This window comes from Lentzea sp. CA-135723 (assembly GCF_050936595.1).
Classification (GTDB): domain Bacteria; phylum Actinomycetota; class Actinomycetes; order Mycobacteriales; family Pseudonocardiaceae; genus Lentzea.
In genome coordinates this window covers 3642130-3659513 of sequence record NZ_JBNJMK010000001.1, presented here as the reverse complement: position 1 = coordinate 3659513, position 17384 = coordinate 3642130, and the positions used below count along the sequence as shown (strand labels likewise).

At 69.4% G+C, this 17384-nt stretch carries 19 protein-coding genes; 12 read left to right on the top strand and 7 right to left on the bottom strand.

Features of this window, described 5'->3' with window-relative positions:
- Window positions 1-2 precede the first annotated feature (2 nt).
- Together ACQEU1_RS15960 and ACQEU1_RS15955 are read left to right on the top strand one after the other, a co-directional pair.
- Window positions 3-1871 carry a fumarate reductase/succinate dehydrogenase flavoprotein subunit gene (locus tag ACQEU1_RS15960; protein ID WP_433201563.1) on the top strand — a complete coding sequence of 623 codons (1869 nt, stop codon included), beginning with the start codon at window positions 3-5 and terminating at the stop codon, window positions 1869-1871.
- Entirely contained in the window at window positions 1868-2617 is a 750-nt protein-coding gene (locus ACQEU1_RS15955; RefSeq protein ID WP_433201560.1) for a succinate dehydrogenase/fumarate reductase iron-sulfur subunit, read from the top strand. The genes ACQEU1_RS15960 and ACQEU1_RS15955 overlap by 4 nt, the downstream gene beginning before the upstream one ends.
- Here ACQEU1_RS15955 and ACQEU1_RS15950 read toward each other — a convergent pair.
- Window positions 2604-3269 carry a LuxR C-terminal-related transcriptional regulator gene (locus tag ACQEU1_RS15950; protein WP_433201557.1) on the bottom strand — a complete coding sequence of 222 codons (666 nt, stop codon included), beginning with the start codon at window positions 3267-3269 and terminating at the stop codon, window positions 2604-2606. The genes ACQEU1_RS15955 and ACQEU1_RS15950 overlap by 14 nt on opposite strands.
- Window positions 3270-3383: 114 nt before the next feature.
- Here ACQEU1_RS15950 and ACQEU1_RS15945 point away from each other — a divergent pair, with 114 nt between their 5' ends.
- Genes ACQEU1_RS15945 through ACQEU1_RS15935 form a run of 3 tightly spaced genes read left to right on the top strand, consistent with a single transcriptional unit; the run spans window position 3384 to window position 4491 of the window.
- Entirely contained in the window at window positions 3384-3653 is a 270-nt protein-coding gene (locus ACQEU1_RS15945) for a hypothetical protein (RefSeq protein WP_433201554.1), read from the top strand.
- A gap of 20 nt (window positions 3654-3673) precedes the next feature.
- Window positions 3674-4039 (top strand): hypothetical protein, encoded by a 366-nt coding sequence (locus tag ACQEU1_RS15940; protein WP_433201551.1) that lies wholly within the window; start codon window positions 3674-3676, stop codon window positions 4037-4039.
- Complete coding sequence (locus tag ACQEU1_RS15935; protein WP_433201548.1) at window positions 4024-4491, top strand: hypothetical protein; 468 nt, start codon at window positions 4024-4026, stop codon at window positions 4489-4491. The genes ACQEU1_RS15940 and ACQEU1_RS15935 overlap by 16 nt, the downstream gene beginning before the upstream one ends.
- A 50-nt stretch (window positions 4492-4541) precedes the next feature.
- Here ACQEU1_RS15935 and ACQEU1_RS15930 read toward each other — a convergent pair whose 3' ends face one another.
- The 4 genes from ACQEU1_RS15930 to ACQEU1_RS15915 all read right to left on the bottom strand — a co-directional run bounded on the left by ACQEU1_RS15930 (window position 4542) and on the right by ACQEU1_RS15915 (window position 7813).
- Complete coding sequence (locus tag ACQEU1_RS15930; protein ID WP_433201545.1) at window positions 4542-5426, bottom strand: amino acid ABC transporter permease; 885 nt, start codon at window positions 5424-5426, stop codon at window positions 4542-4544.
- Entirely contained in the window at window positions 5423-6070 is a 648-nt protein-coding gene (locus ACQEU1_RS15925; protein WP_433201542.1) for an amino acid ABC transporter permease, read from the bottom strand. Before ACQEU1_RS15925 ends, ACQEU1_RS15930 begins: the two co-directional genes overlap by 4 nt.
- 79 nt (window positions 6071-6149) lie before the next feature.
- Window positions 6150-7043 (bottom strand): glutamate ABC transporter substrate-binding protein, encoded by an 894-nt coding sequence (locus ACQEU1_RS15920; RefSeq protein WP_433201539.1) that lies wholly within the window; start codon window positions 7041-7043, stop codon window positions 6150-6152.
- Window positions 7044-7084: 41 nt separating this feature from the next.
- Window positions 7085-7813 carry an amino acid ABC transporter ATP-binding protein gene (locus tag ACQEU1_RS15915; RefSeq protein WP_177230107.1) on the bottom strand — a complete coding sequence of 243 codons (729 nt, stop codon included), beginning with the start codon at window positions 7811-7813 and terminating at the stop codon, window positions 7085-7087.
- Window positions 7814-7972: 159 nt separating this feature from the next.
- On the opposite strand from ACQEU1_RS15915, the gene ACQEU1_RS15910 reads away from it, so the two are divergent.
- Both ACQEU1_RS15910 and ACQEU1_RS15905 read left to right on the top strand, forming a co-directional pair.
- Entirely contained in the window at window positions 7973-8647 is a 675-nt protein-coding gene (locus tag ACQEU1_RS15910; RefSeq protein ID WP_266042156.1) for a response regulator transcription factor, read from the top strand.
- A 56-nt stretch (window positions 8648-8703) separates the two neighbouring features.
- Window positions 8704-10089, top strand: coding sequence for a sensor histidine kinase (locus tag ACQEU1_RS15905; RefSeq protein WP_433201535.1), 1386 nt, complete (start codon window positions 8704-8706; stop codon window positions 10087-10089).
- 10 nt (window positions 10090-10099) lie between these two features.
- On the opposite strand, the gene ACQEU1_RS15900 is transcribed toward ACQEU1_RS15905, so the two are convergent.
- On the bottom strand, window positions 10100-10999 hold the full coding sequence (locus ACQEU1_RS15900) for a TAXI family TRAP transporter solute-binding subunit (RefSeq protein ID WP_433201532.1): 900 nt from the start codon (window positions 10997-10999) through the stop codon (window positions 10100-10102).
- Window positions 11000-11154: 155 nt separating this feature from the next.
- Between ACQEU1_RS15900 and miaB the strand changes: the two genes are divergently transcribed.
- Window positions 11155-12633: a tRNA (N6-isopentenyl adenosine(37)-C2)-methylthiotransferase MiaB gene (gene miaB / locus ACQEU1_RS15895; protein WP_433201529.1), complete on the top strand. Its 1479-nt coding sequence runs from the start codon at window positions 11155-11157 to the stop codon at window positions 12631-12633.
- 14 nt (window positions 12634-12647) lie between these two features.
- The gene (locus ACQEU1_RS15890; protein ID WP_433201526.1) at window positions 12648-13118 is read left to right on the top strand and encodes an Rv2732c family membrane protein; all 471 of its coding nucleotides are present in this window, start codon (window positions 12648-12650) and stop codon (window positions 13116-13118) included.
- Window positions 13119-13459: 341 nt separating this feature from the next.
- Here the strand turns inward: ACQEU1_RS15890 and ACQEU1_RS15885 are convergent, their stop codons facing one another.
- Window positions 13460-14809, bottom strand: coding sequence for a DUF349 domain-containing protein (locus ACQEU1_RS15885; protein ID WP_433201523.1), 1350 nt, complete (start codon window positions 14807-14809; stop codon window positions 13460-13462).
- A gap of 170 nt (window positions 14810-14979) precedes the next feature.
- On the opposite strand from ACQEU1_RS15885, the gene ACQEU1_RS15880 reads away from it, so the two are divergent.
- The 3 genes from ACQEU1_RS15880 to dapF are packed head-to-tail and all read left to right on the top strand — an operon-like array spanning window position 14980 to window position 17359.
- The gene (locus ACQEU1_RS15880) at window positions 14980-15660 is read left to right on the top strand and encodes a class III extradiol dioxygenase subunit B-like domain-containing protein (RefSeq protein ID WP_433201520.1); all 681 of its coding nucleotides are present in this window, start codon (window positions 14980-14982) and stop codon (window positions 15658-15660) included.
- Window positions 15657-16565: a tRNA (adenosine(37)-N6)-dimethylallyltransferase MiaA gene (miaA, locus tag ACQEU1_RS15875; protein WP_433201517.1), complete on the top strand. Its 909-nt coding sequence runs from the start codon at window positions 15657-15659 to the stop codon at window positions 16563-16565. The genes ACQEU1_RS15880 and miaA overlap by 4 nt, the downstream gene beginning before the upstream one ends.
- Window positions 16553-17359 (top strand): diaminopimelate epimerase, encoded by an 807-nt coding sequence (gene dapF, locus ACQEU1_RS15870; RefSeq protein ID WP_433201514.1) that lies wholly within the window; start codon window positions 16553-16555, stop codon window positions 17357-17359. The genes miaA and dapF overlap by 13 nt, the downstream gene beginning before the upstream one ends.
- Window positions 17360-17384 lie beyond the last annotated feature (25 nt).

The window sequence follows — 17384 nt, the reverse complement described above, 5'->3', positions numbered from 1 at the left end:
TTTTGCCCGAGCTGGAAAGGCATTCGTTCGACGTTCTCGTGATCGGCGCGGGTGGTGCCGGTCTGCGTGCCGCGATCGAGGCCCGTGAGCACGGCCTGCGCACCGCCGTTCTCTGCAAGTCGTTGTTCGGCAAGGCCCACACCGTCATGGCCGAGGGCGGCATCGCCGCCGCCATGGGCAACGCGAACGAGAGCGACAACTGGCAGGTGCACTTCCGCGACACCATGCGCGGAGGCAAGTTCCTCAACAACTGGCGCATGGCCGAGCTGCACGCACAGGAAGCGCCGCAACGGGTCTGGGAACTGGAGACCTACGGCGCGCTGTTCGACCGCACCAAGGACGGCCGCATCTCGCAGCGCAACTTCGGTGGCCACGAGTACCCGCGCCTCGCCCACGTCGGAGACCGCACCGGCCTCGAGCTGATCCGCACGCTGCAGCAGAAGATCGTGTCGTTGCAGCAGGAGGACTTCAAGGAGTTCGGCGACTACGAGGAACGCCTGCGGGTGTTCCAGGAGTTCACCGTCACCGAGCTCGCGAAGGACGGCGACAGGATCTCCGGCGCGTTCGGCTACTGGCGCGAGTCCGGCCGGTTCGTGCTGTTCGAGGCACCGGCGGTGATCCTCGCGACCGGCGGCATCGGCAAGTCGTTCAAGGTCACCTCGAACTCCTGGGAGTACACGGGGGACGGTCACGCACTCGCGATGCGGGCCGGCGCCTCGCTGATCAACATGGAGTTCATCCAGTTCCACCCCACGGGAATGGTCTGGCCGCCGTCGGTCAAGGGCATCCTCGTCACCGAGTCCGTCCGCGGTGACGGTGGCGTGCTCAGGAACTCCGACGGCAAGCGGTTCATGTTCGACTACATCCCCGAGGTGTTCAAGGACAAGTACGCCGACAACGAGGCCGAGGCCGACCGCTGGTACACCGACCAGGCCAACAACCGGCGCCCGCCGGAGCTGCTGCCCCGCGACGAGGTCGCCCGCGCGATCAACTCCGAGGTGAAGGCGGGCCGCGGCTCACCCCACGGCGGCGTCTTCCTCGACGTGTCGACACGGCTGCCCGCCGAGGAGATCCGGCGGCGGCTGCCGTCCATGCACCACCAGTTCAAGGAACTGGCCGACGTGGACATCACCGCGCAGCCGATGGAGGTCGGCCCGACCTGCCACTACGTCATGGGCGGCGTCGAGGTCGACCCGGACACCGGATCCTCTTCCGTGCCAGGGCTTTACGCGGCCGGTGAGGTCTCCGGCGGCATGCACGGCTCGAACCGCCTCGGCGGCAACTCGCTGTCGGACCTGCTCGTCTTCGGACGGCGGGCGGGCGCGGGAGCGTCCGAGTACGTGCGGGCGATGAGCGAACGCCCGAAGGTCGCGGAGGACACCGTCACCGAGGCCAGGGCCATGGCGCTCAAGCCCTTCCAGGAGGAGGGCGGCGAGAACCCGTACACGCTGCACATGGAGCTCCAGCAGTCGATGAACGACCTCGTCGGCATCATCCGCCGCGCCGGTGAGATGGAGGAGGCGTTGCAGCGGCTGGAGAAGCTCAAGGAACGCGCCCGCTCGCTCACCGTCGAGGGCCACCAGCAGTTCAACCCCGGCTGGCACCTCGCGCTCGACCTGCGCAACATGCTGCTGGTGTCGGAGTGCGTCGCGAAGGCGGCGTTGCTGCGCACCGAGTCGCGCGGCGGTCACACCCGCGACGACCACCCCGTGATGGACGCGGAGTGGCGCCGGAAGCTGCTGGTGTGCACCACTTCCGGCGAGGGCGTCCGCGTCGAGGAGAAACCGCAGATCCCGATCCGGTCCGACCTGCTGGACCTGTTCGAACGCACCGAGCTGGAGAAGTACCTCACCGCCGAGGAGTTGTCATGAGCTACCAGGGGAAGTTCCGGGTGTGGCGCGGTGACGACGCCGGCGGCGCGCTGGAGGACTTCACCGTCGAGGTCAACGAGGGCGAGGTCGTCCTCGACATCATCCACCGGCTCCAGGCCACCCAGGCGCCGGACCTCGCGGTGCGGTGGAACTGCAAGGCGGGCAAGTGCGGGTCGTGCTCGGCCGAGATCAACGGACGGCCGCGGCTGCTGTGCATGACCCGGATGTCGACCTTCACCGAGGGCGAGACGATCACGGTCACGCCGATGCGGACGTTCCCGATCATCCGCGACCTCGTCACCGACGTGTCCTTCAACTACACCAAGGCGCGCGAGGTCCCGTCGTTCGCGCCGCCGAAGGACCTCGCGCCGGGCGAGTACCGGATGCAGCAGGTCGACGTGGAACGCTCGCAGGAGTTCCGCAAGTGCATCGAGTGCTTCCTGTGCCAGAACACCTGCCACGTGGTGCGTGACCACGAGGAGAACAAGGAGGCGTTCTCGGGCCCGCGGTTCCTCATGCGGGTCGCGGAGCTGGAGATGCACCCGCTCGACACGGCCGACCGCGTCGACCAGGCGCAGGACGAGCACGGCCTCGGCCTGTGCAACATCACCAAGTGCTGCACCGAGGTGTGCCCGGAGCACATCCACATCACCGACAACGCGCTCATCCCCATGAAGGAGCGCGTCGCCGACCGCAAGTACGACCCCGTCGTGTGGCTCGGCAACAAGCTGTTCAGGCGGTCCTAGCGACGGCCTGCGGGACGACCAGCCCGGACTCGTACGCCATCACCACGGCCTGAGCCCGGCTGGTCAGCCGCAGCTTCGTCATGACGCGGTTGAGGTGCGTCTTCACCGTCCCCTCGGTGACGGTGAGGCGCGCCGCGATCGCCGTGTTCGTCAGCCCGGTGCCGACGAGCCGCAGCACCTCGCGTTCGCGGTCCGTGAGCTCCTCCAGCCCCGTGCCGCCACCCCGTGCCGCCGCGCCGCCCCTCAGGTAGGCCGCCACGAGCCTGCGCATCACCGTCGGGCTGAACTGCATCTCCCCGGACGCCACGGCCGTGATGGCGGCGATCAGGCGGGCCGGTTCGGACTCCTTCAGCACGAACCCCGCCGCACCCAGCCGCAACGCCTCGTGGACGTGCTCGTCCAGGTCGAACGTCGTCAGCACGAGCACCCGCGCGGGCCCCGCGACGCTCTTCAACGCCGTCAGCCCCGGTAGGCGGATGTCGAGCAGGATCACGTCGGGCCGCGCCGAACAGGCGAGCTCGCACGCGGTGGCACTGTCGGAGGCCTCGCCCACGACGGTCAGGTCAGGTGCGGCGTTCAGCAACGCCACCAGGCCGGCTCTGAACAACGGCTGGTCGTCGACCACGAGCACGCGCGTCACAACGTCCCTCATTCAAGTGACGTCACCGCCGGCAGATCCCCCACCAGGAGCGTACCGCGAAAGTTGACGGGAGATCCACTGTTCGTGAGACGACCCGGTTCCGCCCGCGCCGATACGTTCCGGCACATGCGCACCGCATCGGCCGACCTGCTCGCCGTCCGCACGGTCACCGTGGACGGCTCGGACGTCTACCTCCGCGTCACCGACAGCCCGGTCGACCTGGAGATCCGGTGGTTCCGCGACGGACGGGTCGCGGGAGCGCCGGTGCTGTTCCCCGCGGGCGACCGCTCGCGCAGGCTGCTCGGCGCGAACTTCCCCGCCGGCACCACCTTCTGCCTCGACGTGGTGGGGGAGCAGGCCGACGCCTGGCGCGGTGTCGTCGACTGGAACGTCTGACCTTCCGAAGGGGACTCTCGATGAAACGCGCTCTCGCCGGCCTGCTCGCCCTGGGCTTCGCGATGCTGTCGGCCACGCCCGCGCAGGCGGCGTCGACGACGATCACCGTGCCGTTCAAGGAGAACCAGATCACCTGGTTCACCACCGCGCGCACGATCACCGTCGCCGGGTCCAACATCGACGCCCAGGTCGCGCTTGGCGGCGTCATGCAGCTCGCCTGGTACAAGTGCGGCGACCGCAACAACCGCGGCGCGTTCGTGCGCATGGAGGAGACCCGCAAGCACGTCGGCACGAACTTCAAGGCGGGCACCAAGTTCTGCCTCGCCTCGAACAGCCCGTACACCTCGGGCACCGTCGGAGGAACGCTGTGGTGGAGCGGAAACTGACCGCACTGCTAGCGCTCGCCCTGCTGACCGGGTGCGCCGCGCCCGCTCGGCAGGCGCCGGAGCTCGTCGACCAGCAGCGCTACACCCAGGACCTGCGCGACGGCTCGGCGAGGTTCACCTGGCCGGACGGCCGCACCCCTGACCTGGGCGTGCTCGCCGAGAAGTCGGGGCCGGGACCGGACAGGGCGCCCGCGGGCAGCGAGCGGATCGTCCTGGAGATCACCAACTCCTGCGCCTGGTACCTCGGCTGGGAGGACGCGCGCGAACGCGGCGACCAGGCGGCCACCGCGAAGGCATTGCAGGTCATGGGCGAGGTGCTGCCGAAGTTCTCACCCGAGGATCCGGACGGCCAGCGCTACGCCCGTGAGACCGCCGCGAAGGCGAAGCAGGGCGACGGCTCACTGGCCGCGGACTACGTGACCAACAACTGCGATTCCGTGCTCTGGAGATGACGAACGGGGCGTGTCCGAAGTGGACACGCCCCGTCTCGTCCTGAACGAGGTCAGACGGCGGAAGCCGAAGCGTGCCCGAGCTGGACATGCGTCGCGACGTCGTCGCCACCATCGGTGTGGATGACCTTCTTGTTGCGGCGGTTGCGCTTCTCGAGGTAAGTCGCGAGCCACGTCAGCAACAGGCACAGTCCAATGTAGATCAGCGCGACCACGATCATCACCGAGATCATCGGGCGACCGAAGTTCACCGCGTCACCACCGATGCGCGTGCCCCACCGCAGCAGCTCCTCGAACGTGATGAGGAAGCCGAGCGCGGTGTCCTTCAGCAGCACCACGAGCTGGCTGATGATGGTCGGCAGCATCGCCCGCAACGCCTGCGGCAGCAGCACGAGCGTCATCACCTGGGTCTTGCGCATGCCCAGCGCGTACGCGGCCTCGCTCTGGCCCTTCGGCAGCGAGTTGATGCCCGCGCGGAAGATCTCCGCGAGCACCGAGCCGTTGTACAGCATCAGGCTGATCACGACCGCCGTGAACGCGCTCAGCTTCACCCCGGCCACGGGAAGGCCGTAGTAGAAGAAGAACATCATGATCACGAGCGGGATCGCGCGGAAGACCTCGACGATCACCGCGGCGGGCGTGCGGATCCACGCGTGGTCGGACAGCCGGGCCGCCGCGAAGATCGCGCCGAACACCAGCGCCAGCACCGCGCCGACGGCGAACGCGGCCAGCGTGTTGCCGATCGCCTCCACCAGCGACAGCTGGATCACCTTGTAGTTGATCCAGTCGAGCCTGCGCGTGGTGAACTGGTCGGTGACGATGAACCGCATGGCCACGTACACCACGGCCGCGACGATCGCCGCGATGCCGATGACGGCCATGATCTTGTGACGGACGCGGGCCTTCGGGCCGGGGACGTCGAACAGCACCATGCTCATCGGGCCACGCTCCACCGCTTCTCGAAGACCTGCTGCACGTACGTCAGCGGCATGACCAGGATGACGAACCCGAGCGCGACCCAGAGGAGTCCGAGCAGGACGTTGTCACCCTGGTCCGACAGCTGCTCGCGGATGTTGCCCGCCTGGAAGACGGCGAACCCGGACGCGACCGTCGTGTTCTTCAGCAACGCGATCATGGTGCTCGTCATCGGCGGCACGACCGAGCGCATCGCCTGCGGCAGCACGACGTTGCCGAGCATCTGCGTGAACGTGAGCCCGAGCGCGCGCGACGCCTCCGCCTGGCCGACCGGCACGGTGTTGATGCCCGACCGCACCACCTCGCAGACGAACGCCGCCGTGTAGAGCGACAGCGCCACGACCGCGGCGGTGTACTCGTCGATCTTCAGGATCTCCAGCAGCGGGTACGCGAACACGAAGAACACGAAGACCAGCGTCAACGGCGTGTTGCGCAGGACCGTCACGTACGCCGTGCCGATGCCGCGGAACACGGGCACCGGGCTGACCCGCAGTGCCGCGAGGAGCGTGCCCAGCACCAGGGAGATCACCGCGGAGATCGCGAAGAGCTGGAGCGTCTGCCCGAACGCGTCGAGGAAGAAAGATAGGTTCTTGGTGAGGACGTTCATCGGTTTCCTTGCCGTCCGTCCGCCTTCAAAGGAACGGCCGGCGGACCCGCGTGGGATCCACCGGCCACGTGCACAACCGTCAGTACCGGTCGATCTTCGGCTTCTCCGCGGACGAGCCCGACTTGCCGAGCGTGCCGTCGTAGATCTTCTGCCAGGTGCCGTCGTCGAGCGAGGCCTGCAGGATGTCGTTCACCTTGTCGCGCAGCGCCTTGTCGTCCTTCGGCAGGCCGATGCCGTACGGCTCGCTGGAGAACGGCTTGCCGACGACCTTCAGCTTGCCCTCCTCGGCGGCCGCGTAGCCCTTGAGGATCGCGTCGTCGGTGGTGACGGCGTCGACCTCACCGTTGAGGAGCTTGGTGACGCACTGCGAGTAGCCCTGGAACTCGAGGACGTTGCCCTCCTCGGTGAGCTTCTCGTCCTTGATGCGCTTGGCCGGCGTGGAACCCGTGACCGAGCAGACCTTCTTGCCCTTGAGGGTGTCCTTGCTGGTGATGTCGGCGTTGTCCTTCTTCACCAGCAGGTCCTGGCCGGCGACGAAGTACGGGCCCGCGAACGCGACCTTCTCCTTGCGGCCCGCGTTGATCGTGTAGGTGCCGACGTAGTAGTCGACGTCCCCGTTGATCAGCGCCTGCTCACGCGCGGCCGACTGGACGGTCTTGTACTGGATCTTCTCGGGGTCGAAGCCGAGCTTCGCCGAGATGAGCTTCGCGATGTCGATGTCGAAGCCGCTGTACTTGTTCGTCGTCGGGTCCTTGTACCCGAGGCCCGGCTGGTCCTCCTTGACGCCGATGATCAGCGAGCCACGCGACTTCGCCTTGTCGAACGTGGGCGAACCCGCGACGGTGACGTCCTTGGCGACCTCGAACAGACCGGCGGGCGCGGCGCCCTGGTCGGCCGGAGCGCCTTCCTTGCCACACGCGGTCAGGGCCAGTGCGCCCGTCAGCAGCACCGCCGCAAGGGTGCGAACCCTCATCGTCCTTCTCCTGCCATTCGTTCTGGAAAGTGGGCTGACTACTAGTGAGTCAGGATCTTGCCAAGGAAGTCCTTCGCGCGGTTGGACTTCGGGGCCGAGAAGAACTCTTCCGGGGTCGAGTCCTCGACCACCTCGCCGTCGGACATGAAGATCACGCGGTCCGCGGCCTTGCGGGCGAAGCCCATCTCGTGCGTGACGACCAGCATGGTCATCCCGTCCTTCGCCAGGCCCGTCATGACGTCCAGGACCTCCTGGACCATCTCCGGGTCGAGCGCGGACGTCGGCTCGTCGAACAGCATCACCTTGGGCTTCATGGCGAGCGCGCGGGCGATCGCGGCGCGCTGCTGCTGGCCACCGGAGAGCTGGGCCGGGAACTTGTCGGCCTGGTTCGCGATGCCGACGCGCTCCAGCAGTTCCATCGCGGTCCGGCGCGCGTCGGCGGCGGGCGTCTTGCGCACCTTCACCGGCGCGAGCATGACGTTCTCGACGATGGTCTTGTGGGCGAACAGGTTGAAAGACTGGAACACCATGCCGACGTCTGCGCGCAGGCGGGCCAGTTCTTTTCCTTCGGCGGGAAGCGGCTGGCCGTCGACCTCGATGACACCGGAATCGATCGGTTCGAGGCGGTTGATGGTCCGGCACAGGGTCGACTTACCGGAACCCGACGGCCCCAGCACGACCACGACCTGCCCCTTCGGCACTTCCAGCTGCACGTTCTTGAGCACGTGCAACGGGCCGAAGAACTTGTCCACACCCGCCACGCGAATCATCGGCGGTGCAGAGGCGGCAGTCATCCAGTCCTCCATTTGGGGTCGTCGGCGTTGGCGGAAACCTAGGTGTCCGCCACCACACCAGTCCAGGACATTGAGCAAGACTTAGGGTCTCAACTCTGTCACAGGCAGACATCGGTTGCCCGGGAGGTAGCGAAAGTGCGCGTGCTGCTCGTCGAGGACGACGACAGGGTCGCCGAGGCCTTGGTCCCCGCCCTGACCAGACGGGGTTTCCACGTGGACCGCCAGGCCACGGGGCGCGGCACCCTCGACCGCCTGGCGGGCGTCGACGTGGTGCTGCTCGACCTCGGCCTGCCCGACATGGACGGCGTGACGCTGTGCCGCGCCATCAGGGCCGCGTCGGACGTCGCGATCATCGTGGTGTCCGCGCGAGGGGAGATCGACGACCGGATCCTCGGCCTGCACGCCGGGGCCGACGACTACCTCGTCAAGCCTTATGACGTGGGAGAACTCGTCGCTCGGGTGCACGCCGTGCGCCGGCGTCGCGGCGCCGACCCCGTCGGCGTGGGAGCGGTGTCCACGGAGGTCTTCGAGACCGGCGACGTGCGGGTCGACCTGGGGCGTCACGAGGTCACGGTCGCGGGGGAGTCGGTCGCCCTGTCCCGCAAGGAGTTCCAGGTGCTCGCGCTGGTGATGGCCGCGGGTGGCGCGGTGTGCACGCGGGAGCGCATCCTCGCGGAGGTGTGGGGCCGCACGTGGTCCGGCGCCAACCGGACGCTCGACGTGCACGTGGCCACGCTGCGGACCAAGCTCGGGAGGCCGTCGTTGCTGGAGACCGTGCGGGGCGTCGGCTACCGGCTGGGGCAGGTGTGATCTCGATTGGGTGATCTTTGCCGTCGGCGTGTCGCGACCGGGTGGGGTGACGGGCTGTGAGGTCGCGACTGCTGGGCGTGGTGCTCGCCCTGATCGTGCTCGTGCTGGTGGGTCTCGGCGTGCCGCTGGGCCGCAACGTGGCGGCGGCGGAGCAGCAGGAGATGTTCCTCGACCGGCTCACCGACACGAGCCGGTTCGCCTCGCTCGCGGCCCGGCCGCTGATCGACGACAAGCCGGACCTGCTGCTGCCGGAGCTGCAACGCTACGACGACCTCTACGACATCGGCGTGGCCGTGGTCGCGAGGGACGCGCCGACGGTGCCGCTGGTGGCGTCGCGCAACGACCTCGCGCTCGGCGAGAGCGGCGTGCAGGACCTGGTCAGCAAGGCCCTCGCCGGACGGCTGCCGGTCGCGCCGGCGGTGCTGCCGCCCTGGGACACCTCACGGCTGGTGCTCGCCGAACCCGTGCTGGTCGACGGCGAGGTGCGCGGCGCGGTGATCACGTTCTCGCCGACCACGAAGACCCGCTTCGAGGTGCTCGCCTGGTGGGCGTTGCTGCTCGCGGCGAGCCTGCTGGTGCTGGCGCTCGCCGTGCTGCTGGCGCTGCCGGTGGTGCGCTGGACGTTGCGGCCGGTGCAGGCCCTGGACGACGCGACCGGCAAGCTGCTCGCCGCCGTGGTGTCGGGCAGGCCGGTGCCGCCGGTGGGCGCGGAGAGCGGGCCGCCGGAACTGAGGCAGCTCAGCCGTTCCTTCGACCAGATGGCCGCGAACGTGAGCGATGTGCTGGCCTCCCAACGGGCTTTCGTCGCCGACGCCTCGCACCAGCTGCGCAACCCGTTGACGGCCCTGAAGCTCCGACTGTCCAACCTGGAGGGTCACGTCGACGCCGAGGCCGAGGTGCACCAGGTCGAGGCGCTCAGCGAGACCGACCGGCTCAACCGCATCCTCGACGAGCTGCTCGCGATGGCGCGCGCCGAGTCGAGCTCGGTGGACCCGGTGCCGGTGGACGTCGACAAGTCCGTGGCGGCGCGGTTGTCGGCGTGGCAGTCGGCCGCGGCGGCCAAGGAGGTGCACCTGGTGCTGGACGGGCAGCGGGTCGGCATGGCGCTCGTGCCGCCGCGCGGGGTAGAGACGATCCTGGACGCGTTGCTGGACAACGCGTTGAAGTTCACCGCCGAGGGCACGCTGATCGTCGTGGACGCGCGCAAGGCCGACGGGGTGATCACGTTGTCCGTCGCCGACCACGGACCGGGGCTGCAGGCCGACGAGCTGGAGCGCGCCACCGACCGGTTCTGGCGCAGCCCGGCGCACCAGAACGTGCCGGGGTCCGGTCTCGGGCTCTCGATCGTGCGGCTGGTGGTCGAACGCGTCGACGGCACCGTGCGGCTGGAGTCGCCAGAGGACGGCGGCCTGAAGGTCGTGGTCGAGCTCCCCGCCGTCTAGACCCCGGAGATCAGACCTTGGCTTCGCGGTAGTAGCGCATGGCGCCGTTGTGCAGCGGCACCGGCGACGTCTCGATCGCCGACCGCTGCTCGATGGTGCGGGCCGCCGAGTGCGCCTTCACGAGCTCGGGCTGCGCCTCGAACAGCTGGCGCACCAACGCCTCCGCCACGTCGTCCGACATCTTCTCGTTGACCAGCAGGAAGTTGCGCACGACGAGGGTGATGACCGGGCCGACCGGGTCCGTCTGCAGGTTGTACGTGGACGCGGGCAGCGTCGCCGAGCCGTAGACGGGCTTCTCCTTGCGGAACGTCGACAGCACGTCGCTCAGGTCGAGCATCCGCACGCCGAGGCCCTTGGTGAGGTCGGTGATGGTCTTGGTGGGCAGGCCACCTGACCAGAAGAACGCGTCGAGCCTGCCCTCGCGCATCGCCTGGGCGGAGTCGTCGAGGTTGAGGTTCACCGCCTGCGGCGTGACGCCCGCGGACTTCAGCAGGGCGCTCGCGATGATCTCGACGCCGGACTCGCGGCCGCCGATCGACACGCGCTTGCCCGACAGGTCGCGCAGCCTCGTCACCGGCAGGTCGGCGCGGACGATGACCTGCAGGTAGTCGTCGTGCATGCGGGCCAGGGCGCGCAGCTTGCCCGACCCCTCGACGCCTTCGAGCGCGTCGGCCTGGGAGAAGCCGACCTGGGCCTGGTCGTTGATCAGCCGGGTGACGTTGTCCTTCGACCCGGCCGTGGCGACGACCTGGGGTTTCACGATGCCGAGACGGCCGCTCCAGATGTCCGCGAGGCCGTTGCCCAGCGAGTAGTAGACGCCGCCGGGGCTGCCCGTGGCCATCGTGATCTTGACGTCCGCGACCGTGCTGCTACAGCCCGTCAGGACCGTTGCGGCGGCTAGCAGGCTCACGGCGGCATGTACTCGTCCCAGCACCACCGCATCGTGCCACGGGGGTCGCGCGTGATTGCACCCGACGAAGGTCCTGCCTGGTCAACGTGTGGATGCGCGGCGCTTGGGGCGGTCCGCGCGACTCGGGGCATCTACCAGGGGTTATCGTTTCAGGCGTGAGTACCGCGCAGGGTGGCAAGACCTTCCAGATCCGCACGTTCGGGTGCCAGATGAACGTGCACGACTCCGAGCGCCTCGCCGGTCTGCTCGAGGACGCCGGCTACGAGCGGGCCCTCGGCGACGAGGCGGACGTCGTCGTCTTCAACACCTGCGCGGTCCGCGAGAACGCCGACAACAAGCTGTACGGCACGCTCGGCCACCTCGCCCCGCGCAAGGCGGCGAAGCCCGGCATGCAGATCGCGGTCGGCGGCTGCCTCGCGCAGAAGGACCGCAGCGAGATCGTGCGGCGCGCGCCGTGGGTCGACGTCGTGTTCGGCACGCACAACATCGGCTCGCTGCCGGTGCTGCTGGAACGCGCGCGCCACAACGAGGAGGCGCAGGTCGAGATCCTCGACGCGCTGGAGACGTTCCCGTCGTCGTTGCCGGCCGCGCGCGACTCCGCCTACTCGGGCTGGGTGTCGATCTCGGTGGGCTGCAACAACACCTGCACGTTCTGCATCGTGCCGTCGTTGCGCGGCAAGGAGAAGGACCGCCGTCCCGGGGACGTGCTGGCCGAGGTGCAGACCCTGGTGGACGAGGGCGTGCTGGAGGTGACGCTGCTGGGCCAGAACGTCAACTCCTACGGCGTCGAGTTCGGCGACCGGCTCGCGTTCGGGAAGCTGCTGCGCGCGTGCGGGGAGATCGACGGGCTGGAGCGCGTGCGGTTCACCTCGCCGCACCCCAAGGACTTCACCGACGACGTCATCGCGGCGATGGCCGAGACGCCGAACGTGTGCCACAGCCTGCACATGCCGCTGCAGTCCGGTTCGGACCGGCTGCTGAAGGCGATGCGCCGCTCGTACCGCACCGAGAAGTACCTGGGGATCATCGAGAAGGTCCGCGCCGCGATGCCGGACGCCGCGATCACCACGGACATCATCGTCGGCTTCCCCGGTGAGACCGAGGAGGACTTCCAGGGCACGCTCGACGTCGTGCGCCAGGCGCGGTTCTCGTCGGCGTTCACGTTCCAGTACTCGAAGCGTCCCGGCACGCCCGCCGCCGACCTGCCGGACCAGCTGCCGAAGGCCGTCGTGCAGGAGCGGTTCGACCGGCTCGTGGCGTTGCAGAACGAGATGACGCACCAGCTCAACATCGAGCAGGTCGGCCGCACGGTCGAGGTGCTCGTCGCGACCGGCGAGGGCAAGCGCGACGCGGAGACGCAGCGCATGAGCGGCCGCGCCCGCGACGGCCGGCTGGTGCACTTCACGCCCGGCGGAACCGCGCCGCGTCCCGGTGACGTCGTGGAGACCGTCGTGACGTACGCGGCCCCGCACTACCTCGTCGCGGACGGCGAGCCGTTGTCGTGGCGCCGCACGAAGGCCGGCGACCGCTCCGAGGCCGGCATCAAGCCCAAGACCGCGGGCGTCGGCCTGGGTCTGCCCTCGTTCGGAGCACCCGCGCCGCTGCCCGCCGTCTCGGGGTGTGCGGCTCAGTGAGTGATGAGGACTTCTTGCGCAAGGAAATCGACGCTGTCGAGCACCAGGCCGCCAAGCGGATCGACCCCGGTACGGGCGCGCTGACGATCTCGATCGCCGTGCTGGCGTTGCTGGTGTCGCTGATCCTGCCGTGGGTGGGGGAGCACACCGGGCTGGAGGTCGTGCTCGGCGAGTCGGAGCTGTTCCTGCCCCGCCTGTTCTCGTTCCTCGCGCTCGGCGTCGGCGTCGTCGGCTCGGGCGTCACCCTGGCCGTGCGCCGCTGGGGCCTCGCGTGGGTGTGCTCGCTCGGGCTCTTCGCGGGGTCGATCATCGGGGTGCTGTCGATCTGGACGCAGCAGACCACGACGAGCAACAAGACCATCGGCCCCGGTCCCGGCGCCGGCCTGATCATCGCGGCGATCGCCACGATCGTGCTGCTGGTGAAGTGGCTGAAGATCGCGGCCTCGCGCCCGCCGCAGCTCGGCCAGGACCACCCCTCCGAATAGACCTCTGCCGCATGAGAGCCCCTCTCCCGGCCGGGAGAGGGGCTCTCACGCGTTACACCCTCTAACGGTCGAGAGCTTCTCTTGCTGCCGGGAGAGGGGTTCTAGTGCGTAACACCTTCTAACGGCCGGGAGCCTTTCTCCTGACCGGGAGGGGTTCTCATGCGTGACACCTTCTAACGGTCGAGAGCGTCTCTCCCAGCCGCGAGGGGTTCCCGTGCGTAACACCCTCTAGCGGCCGGGAGCCTCTCTCCCAGCCGGGAGGGGCTCTCACGCGCAACACCCTTCCAACGCCCGAGAGCCCCTCTCCCAGTCGGAAGAGGGGCTCTCGGGCGTTAGAACCTCTAGCGGGTCGCCAGGGCCTGCTCAGCGGCGGCGAGCCACTCGCGCCACTGCGCGGCCTGCGCCTCGGCCTGCTCCGTGCGGCGCTTGTCGCCCGCGGCACGGGCCTTGGCGGCCTGGGCCTCGAACTGCTCGACGCGCTCGCGGAACTGGGCCACGCGGGCCTCGGCCTCGGGGTCGGACCGGCGCCACTGGGCGTCGACCGCGCCGCGGACCTTCTCCTCGATCGTGCGGAGCTTGCCCTCGAGCTCGCGGATGCGCTCCCTCGGCACCTTGCCGATCGCGTCCCAGCGCTCCTGGATCTTGTAGAGCGCCGCGCGGGCCGCCTCGAGGTCGCTCGACGGGTCGATGCCCTCCGCCTCGGCGAGCAGCTCTTCCTTGAGCTTCGCGTTGGCCGAGAACTCGGCGTCCCGCTCGCTGAACGCCTCGGAGCGCTTCTGGAAGAACGCGTCCTGCGCGGCCCGGAACCGCTGCCACAGGGCGTCGTCGGCCTCCTTGGGCGCACGCCCTGCGGCCTTCCACTCGACCATCAGCTCCTTGTAACGACCGGCCGTGGGGCCCCAGTCGTCGGAGTCGATGAGCTTCTCGGCCTCGTCGACGAGCGCCTGCTTGGAGGTCTTCGCGACCGAACGCTGGCGGTCGAGGTCCGCGAAGTGCGAGCCGCGACGGCGGTTGAACGCGTCACGGGCCTTGGAGAACCGGCGCCACAGCTGCTCGTCGGTCTTGCGGTCGACGCCGCGGATGGTCTTCCACTCGTCGAGGATCTGCCGCAGCCGGTCGCCCGCGACCTTCCACTGGGTCGACTCGTTGGCGATCGACTCGGCCTCGTCGACGAGCGCCTGCTTGCGCTGCACGGACTGGGCGCGGGCGGCCTCCTTGGCCTCCTTCGCCTTCTCCATGCCGGCCTCTGCCCGCTCCAGCACGTGCTCGACGCGGGCGGCCAGCGCCTTGAGGTCACCGACGACGGCGGCCTCGGCCAGCTGCTCCTTGACGTGCTTCGCGCTGGTCAGGGCGTGCTTGGGGTCACCGGCGCCGGACGCGAGCCGCGACACGAGCAGCTCGACCTCGGTGCGCAGGTCGTCGAAGCGCCGCGCGAAGTGCGCGAGACCCTCGACCGGCTCGCCGGCCTGCCACGACCCGACAGCGCGTTCGCCGTCCTCGGTCTTCACGTACACGGTGCCGTCGGCGTCCACGCGCCCCCAGCGGTCAGGGTGGTCCGACGCCACGGGGACGGCCGGAGTGCCGGCCTGCGCCGCGGTCTCCTTCGGCGTTTTTTCGACCACACCCTCGGCTGCACCCTCGACCGGTGCGTTCTCCGCCACGGCCTGCGGTGTGCTGTCCTGCTCCGACATCGCCGGTTCCTCCCGTCTGACGCCCGTGCCTGCCACGGGCGCCCCGCCGTTGGCGGGGCCGATGCAATACGGGCGCTGGAGGGTCTCCCGTCCCCAGTTCCCCGCGCGCATTCAAACAGGTCAGAGCTCGACTCGGTACTGGGAGTCCACGATAGGTAGCCTCGTTCGTTGTGATCACCCGCGCTGCGGTGGTGCCGCACCCGCCTCTTCTGGTGCCAGAACTGGTGTCCGGCGCCGCCATGGAAACCGAGCCCGTGCGTGCCGCAACCCTTGCGGCAGCAGGGAAACTGCCAGGTCCGTGGATCGCCGTCGCGGTCGACGACGGAGGGCGCGCGACGTACGCGCCGCCGTTGTCGGGAAGTTTTCTCGGTTATGGGGTCGATGTGCGGGTGTCACTCGGCGGTGACGTGCCCGCGGACGCCACGATTCCGTTGCCGGTGCTCATCACCGCGTGGCTGCGGGAACGCTGCGCGGTCGAGGTGTCACGCGTTGAACTCGTTCCCCGTGACCTGCCCGTTTTCGACTGTGTCTCGTTTGGACGACAACTCGCTTCGGAGGACTGCGGGCTGTTGGTCCTCGGTGACGGATCGACGCGGCACGGCCCGCGTTCGCCGGGAGCGGACGACGAGCGTTCGGGACCTTTCGACTCCCTGGTCCACGGCCTGCTGGCCGGCGCCGATGTGGACGGCCTGCTCGGGCTCGACGTGGAGCTGGCCGCCGAGCTGGGGGCGCAGGGCCGGGCCGCGTGGCAGGTCCTCGCCGGGGTGCCCGGCCCGTGGCGCTGCTCGTCCGCCGAGTTCTTCGCACCTTTCGGCGTGGGCTACCACGTCGCCGTCTGGGAGCGCCCGTGATCAAGCCCATCGCCGTTGTCGGACCCACCGCCACCGGCAAGTCCGACCTGGCCGTCTCCCTCGCCGAGAGGTTCGGGGGAGAGGTCGTCAACGCCGACGCCATGCAGCTCTACCGGGGCATGGACATCGGCACGGCCAAGATGCCCCTCGCGGAACGCCGTGGCGTGCCGCACCACCTGTTCGACGTCCTGTCGGTCACCGAGACCGCGTCCGTCGCCGCCTACCAGCGCGAGACCAGGGCCGTCGTCGAGTCGTTGCTGGCCGCCGGTCGCGTGCCGGTGCTGGTCGGAGGTTCGGGACTTTACGTCCAGGCGGTGCTGGACGACCTGAAGTTCCCCGGCACCGACGACGCCGTGCGGCTGCGGTTCGAGGCCGAGCTGGCGTCGGCCGGCTCCGAGGCGTTGCACCGGCGGTTGCAGGAGCTCGACCCGGCCGCCGCGATCGCGATCCTGCCGTCCAACGGCCGCCGCATCGTGCGCGCGCTGGAGGTCATCGAGCTGACCGGGCAGCCGTTCTCCGCGAACCTCCCCAAGCCGGGTCCAGCCCGTTACGGCACCGTCCAGATCGGCGTGGACCGCGAGGTGTCCGAACTGGACGCGCGCGTCGACCAGCGGGTGGACGCGATGTTCGCGGCGGGCCTCGAGGACGAGGTGCGCGCGCTGGTCCGGATCGGCCTGCGCGACGGCAAGACCGCGTCCCGCGCGCTCGGCTACCAGCAGGTGCTGTCCGCAATGGACGGAGCCTGCACCATCGACTTCGCCGCCGAGGAGACCAAACGCGCCACCCGCCGGTTCGTGCGCCGGCAGCGTTCCTGGTTCCGGCGTGACCAGCGCATCACCTGGCTCGACGGTGCTGACCCGGATCTTTTGACCGCCGCCGGTAACCTGGTCCCGTGGAGTTCGTGAAGGGGCACGGCACGGAGAACGACTTCGTCGTCCTGCCCGACCTCGATGACCAGCTGGACCTGACCGTCGCGCGCGTCCAGGCGCTGTGCGACCGCCAGCGCGGCCTCGGCGCCGACGGCGTGCTGCGCGTGGTGCGGGTCGAGGGCAAGTGGTTCATGGACTACCGCAACGCCGACGGCTCCATCGCCGAGATGTGCGGCAACGGCCTGCGCGTCTTCGCCCGCTACCTGGTCGACGCCGGTCACCAGGAGCAGGGCGAGTTCGTCGTGGCCACCCGCGCGGGGGACCGCGTCGTGACCACGCACCCGGACGGCTCCGTCACGAACGACATGGGCCCGGCCCGCGTCACCGGCACGTCCATCGCCGCGGTCGACGGCACCGGCATCGGCGGCTTCGCGGTCGACGTCGGCAACCCGCACCTCGCCTGCGTGACCGAGACGCCGGTCGAGTCGTTCGACCTCACCGTGCCGCCCGGCTTCGACCCGGTGATGTTCCCGCACGGCGTCAACGTCGAGCTCGTCAACGTCCTCGACGCCGAGCCCGACCGCGGCGCGCTGCGCATGCGCGTCTACGAACGCGGCGTCGGCGAGACCCGCTCGTGCGGCACCGGCACCGTCGCGTCCGTCGCCTCGTGGCTCGCGGGCCAGGGCCGCACGACGGGGTCGGCGACCGTCGACGTCCTCGGCGGTCAGGTCTTCGTGACCATCGAACCGACGACGTCGACCCTCACCGGCCCGGCCGTCCTCGTCGCCCGCGGCGAACTCGACAAGTCCTGGTGGGACGCCCTCGTCTGATACCAGGTGACTGATATATCGGTTC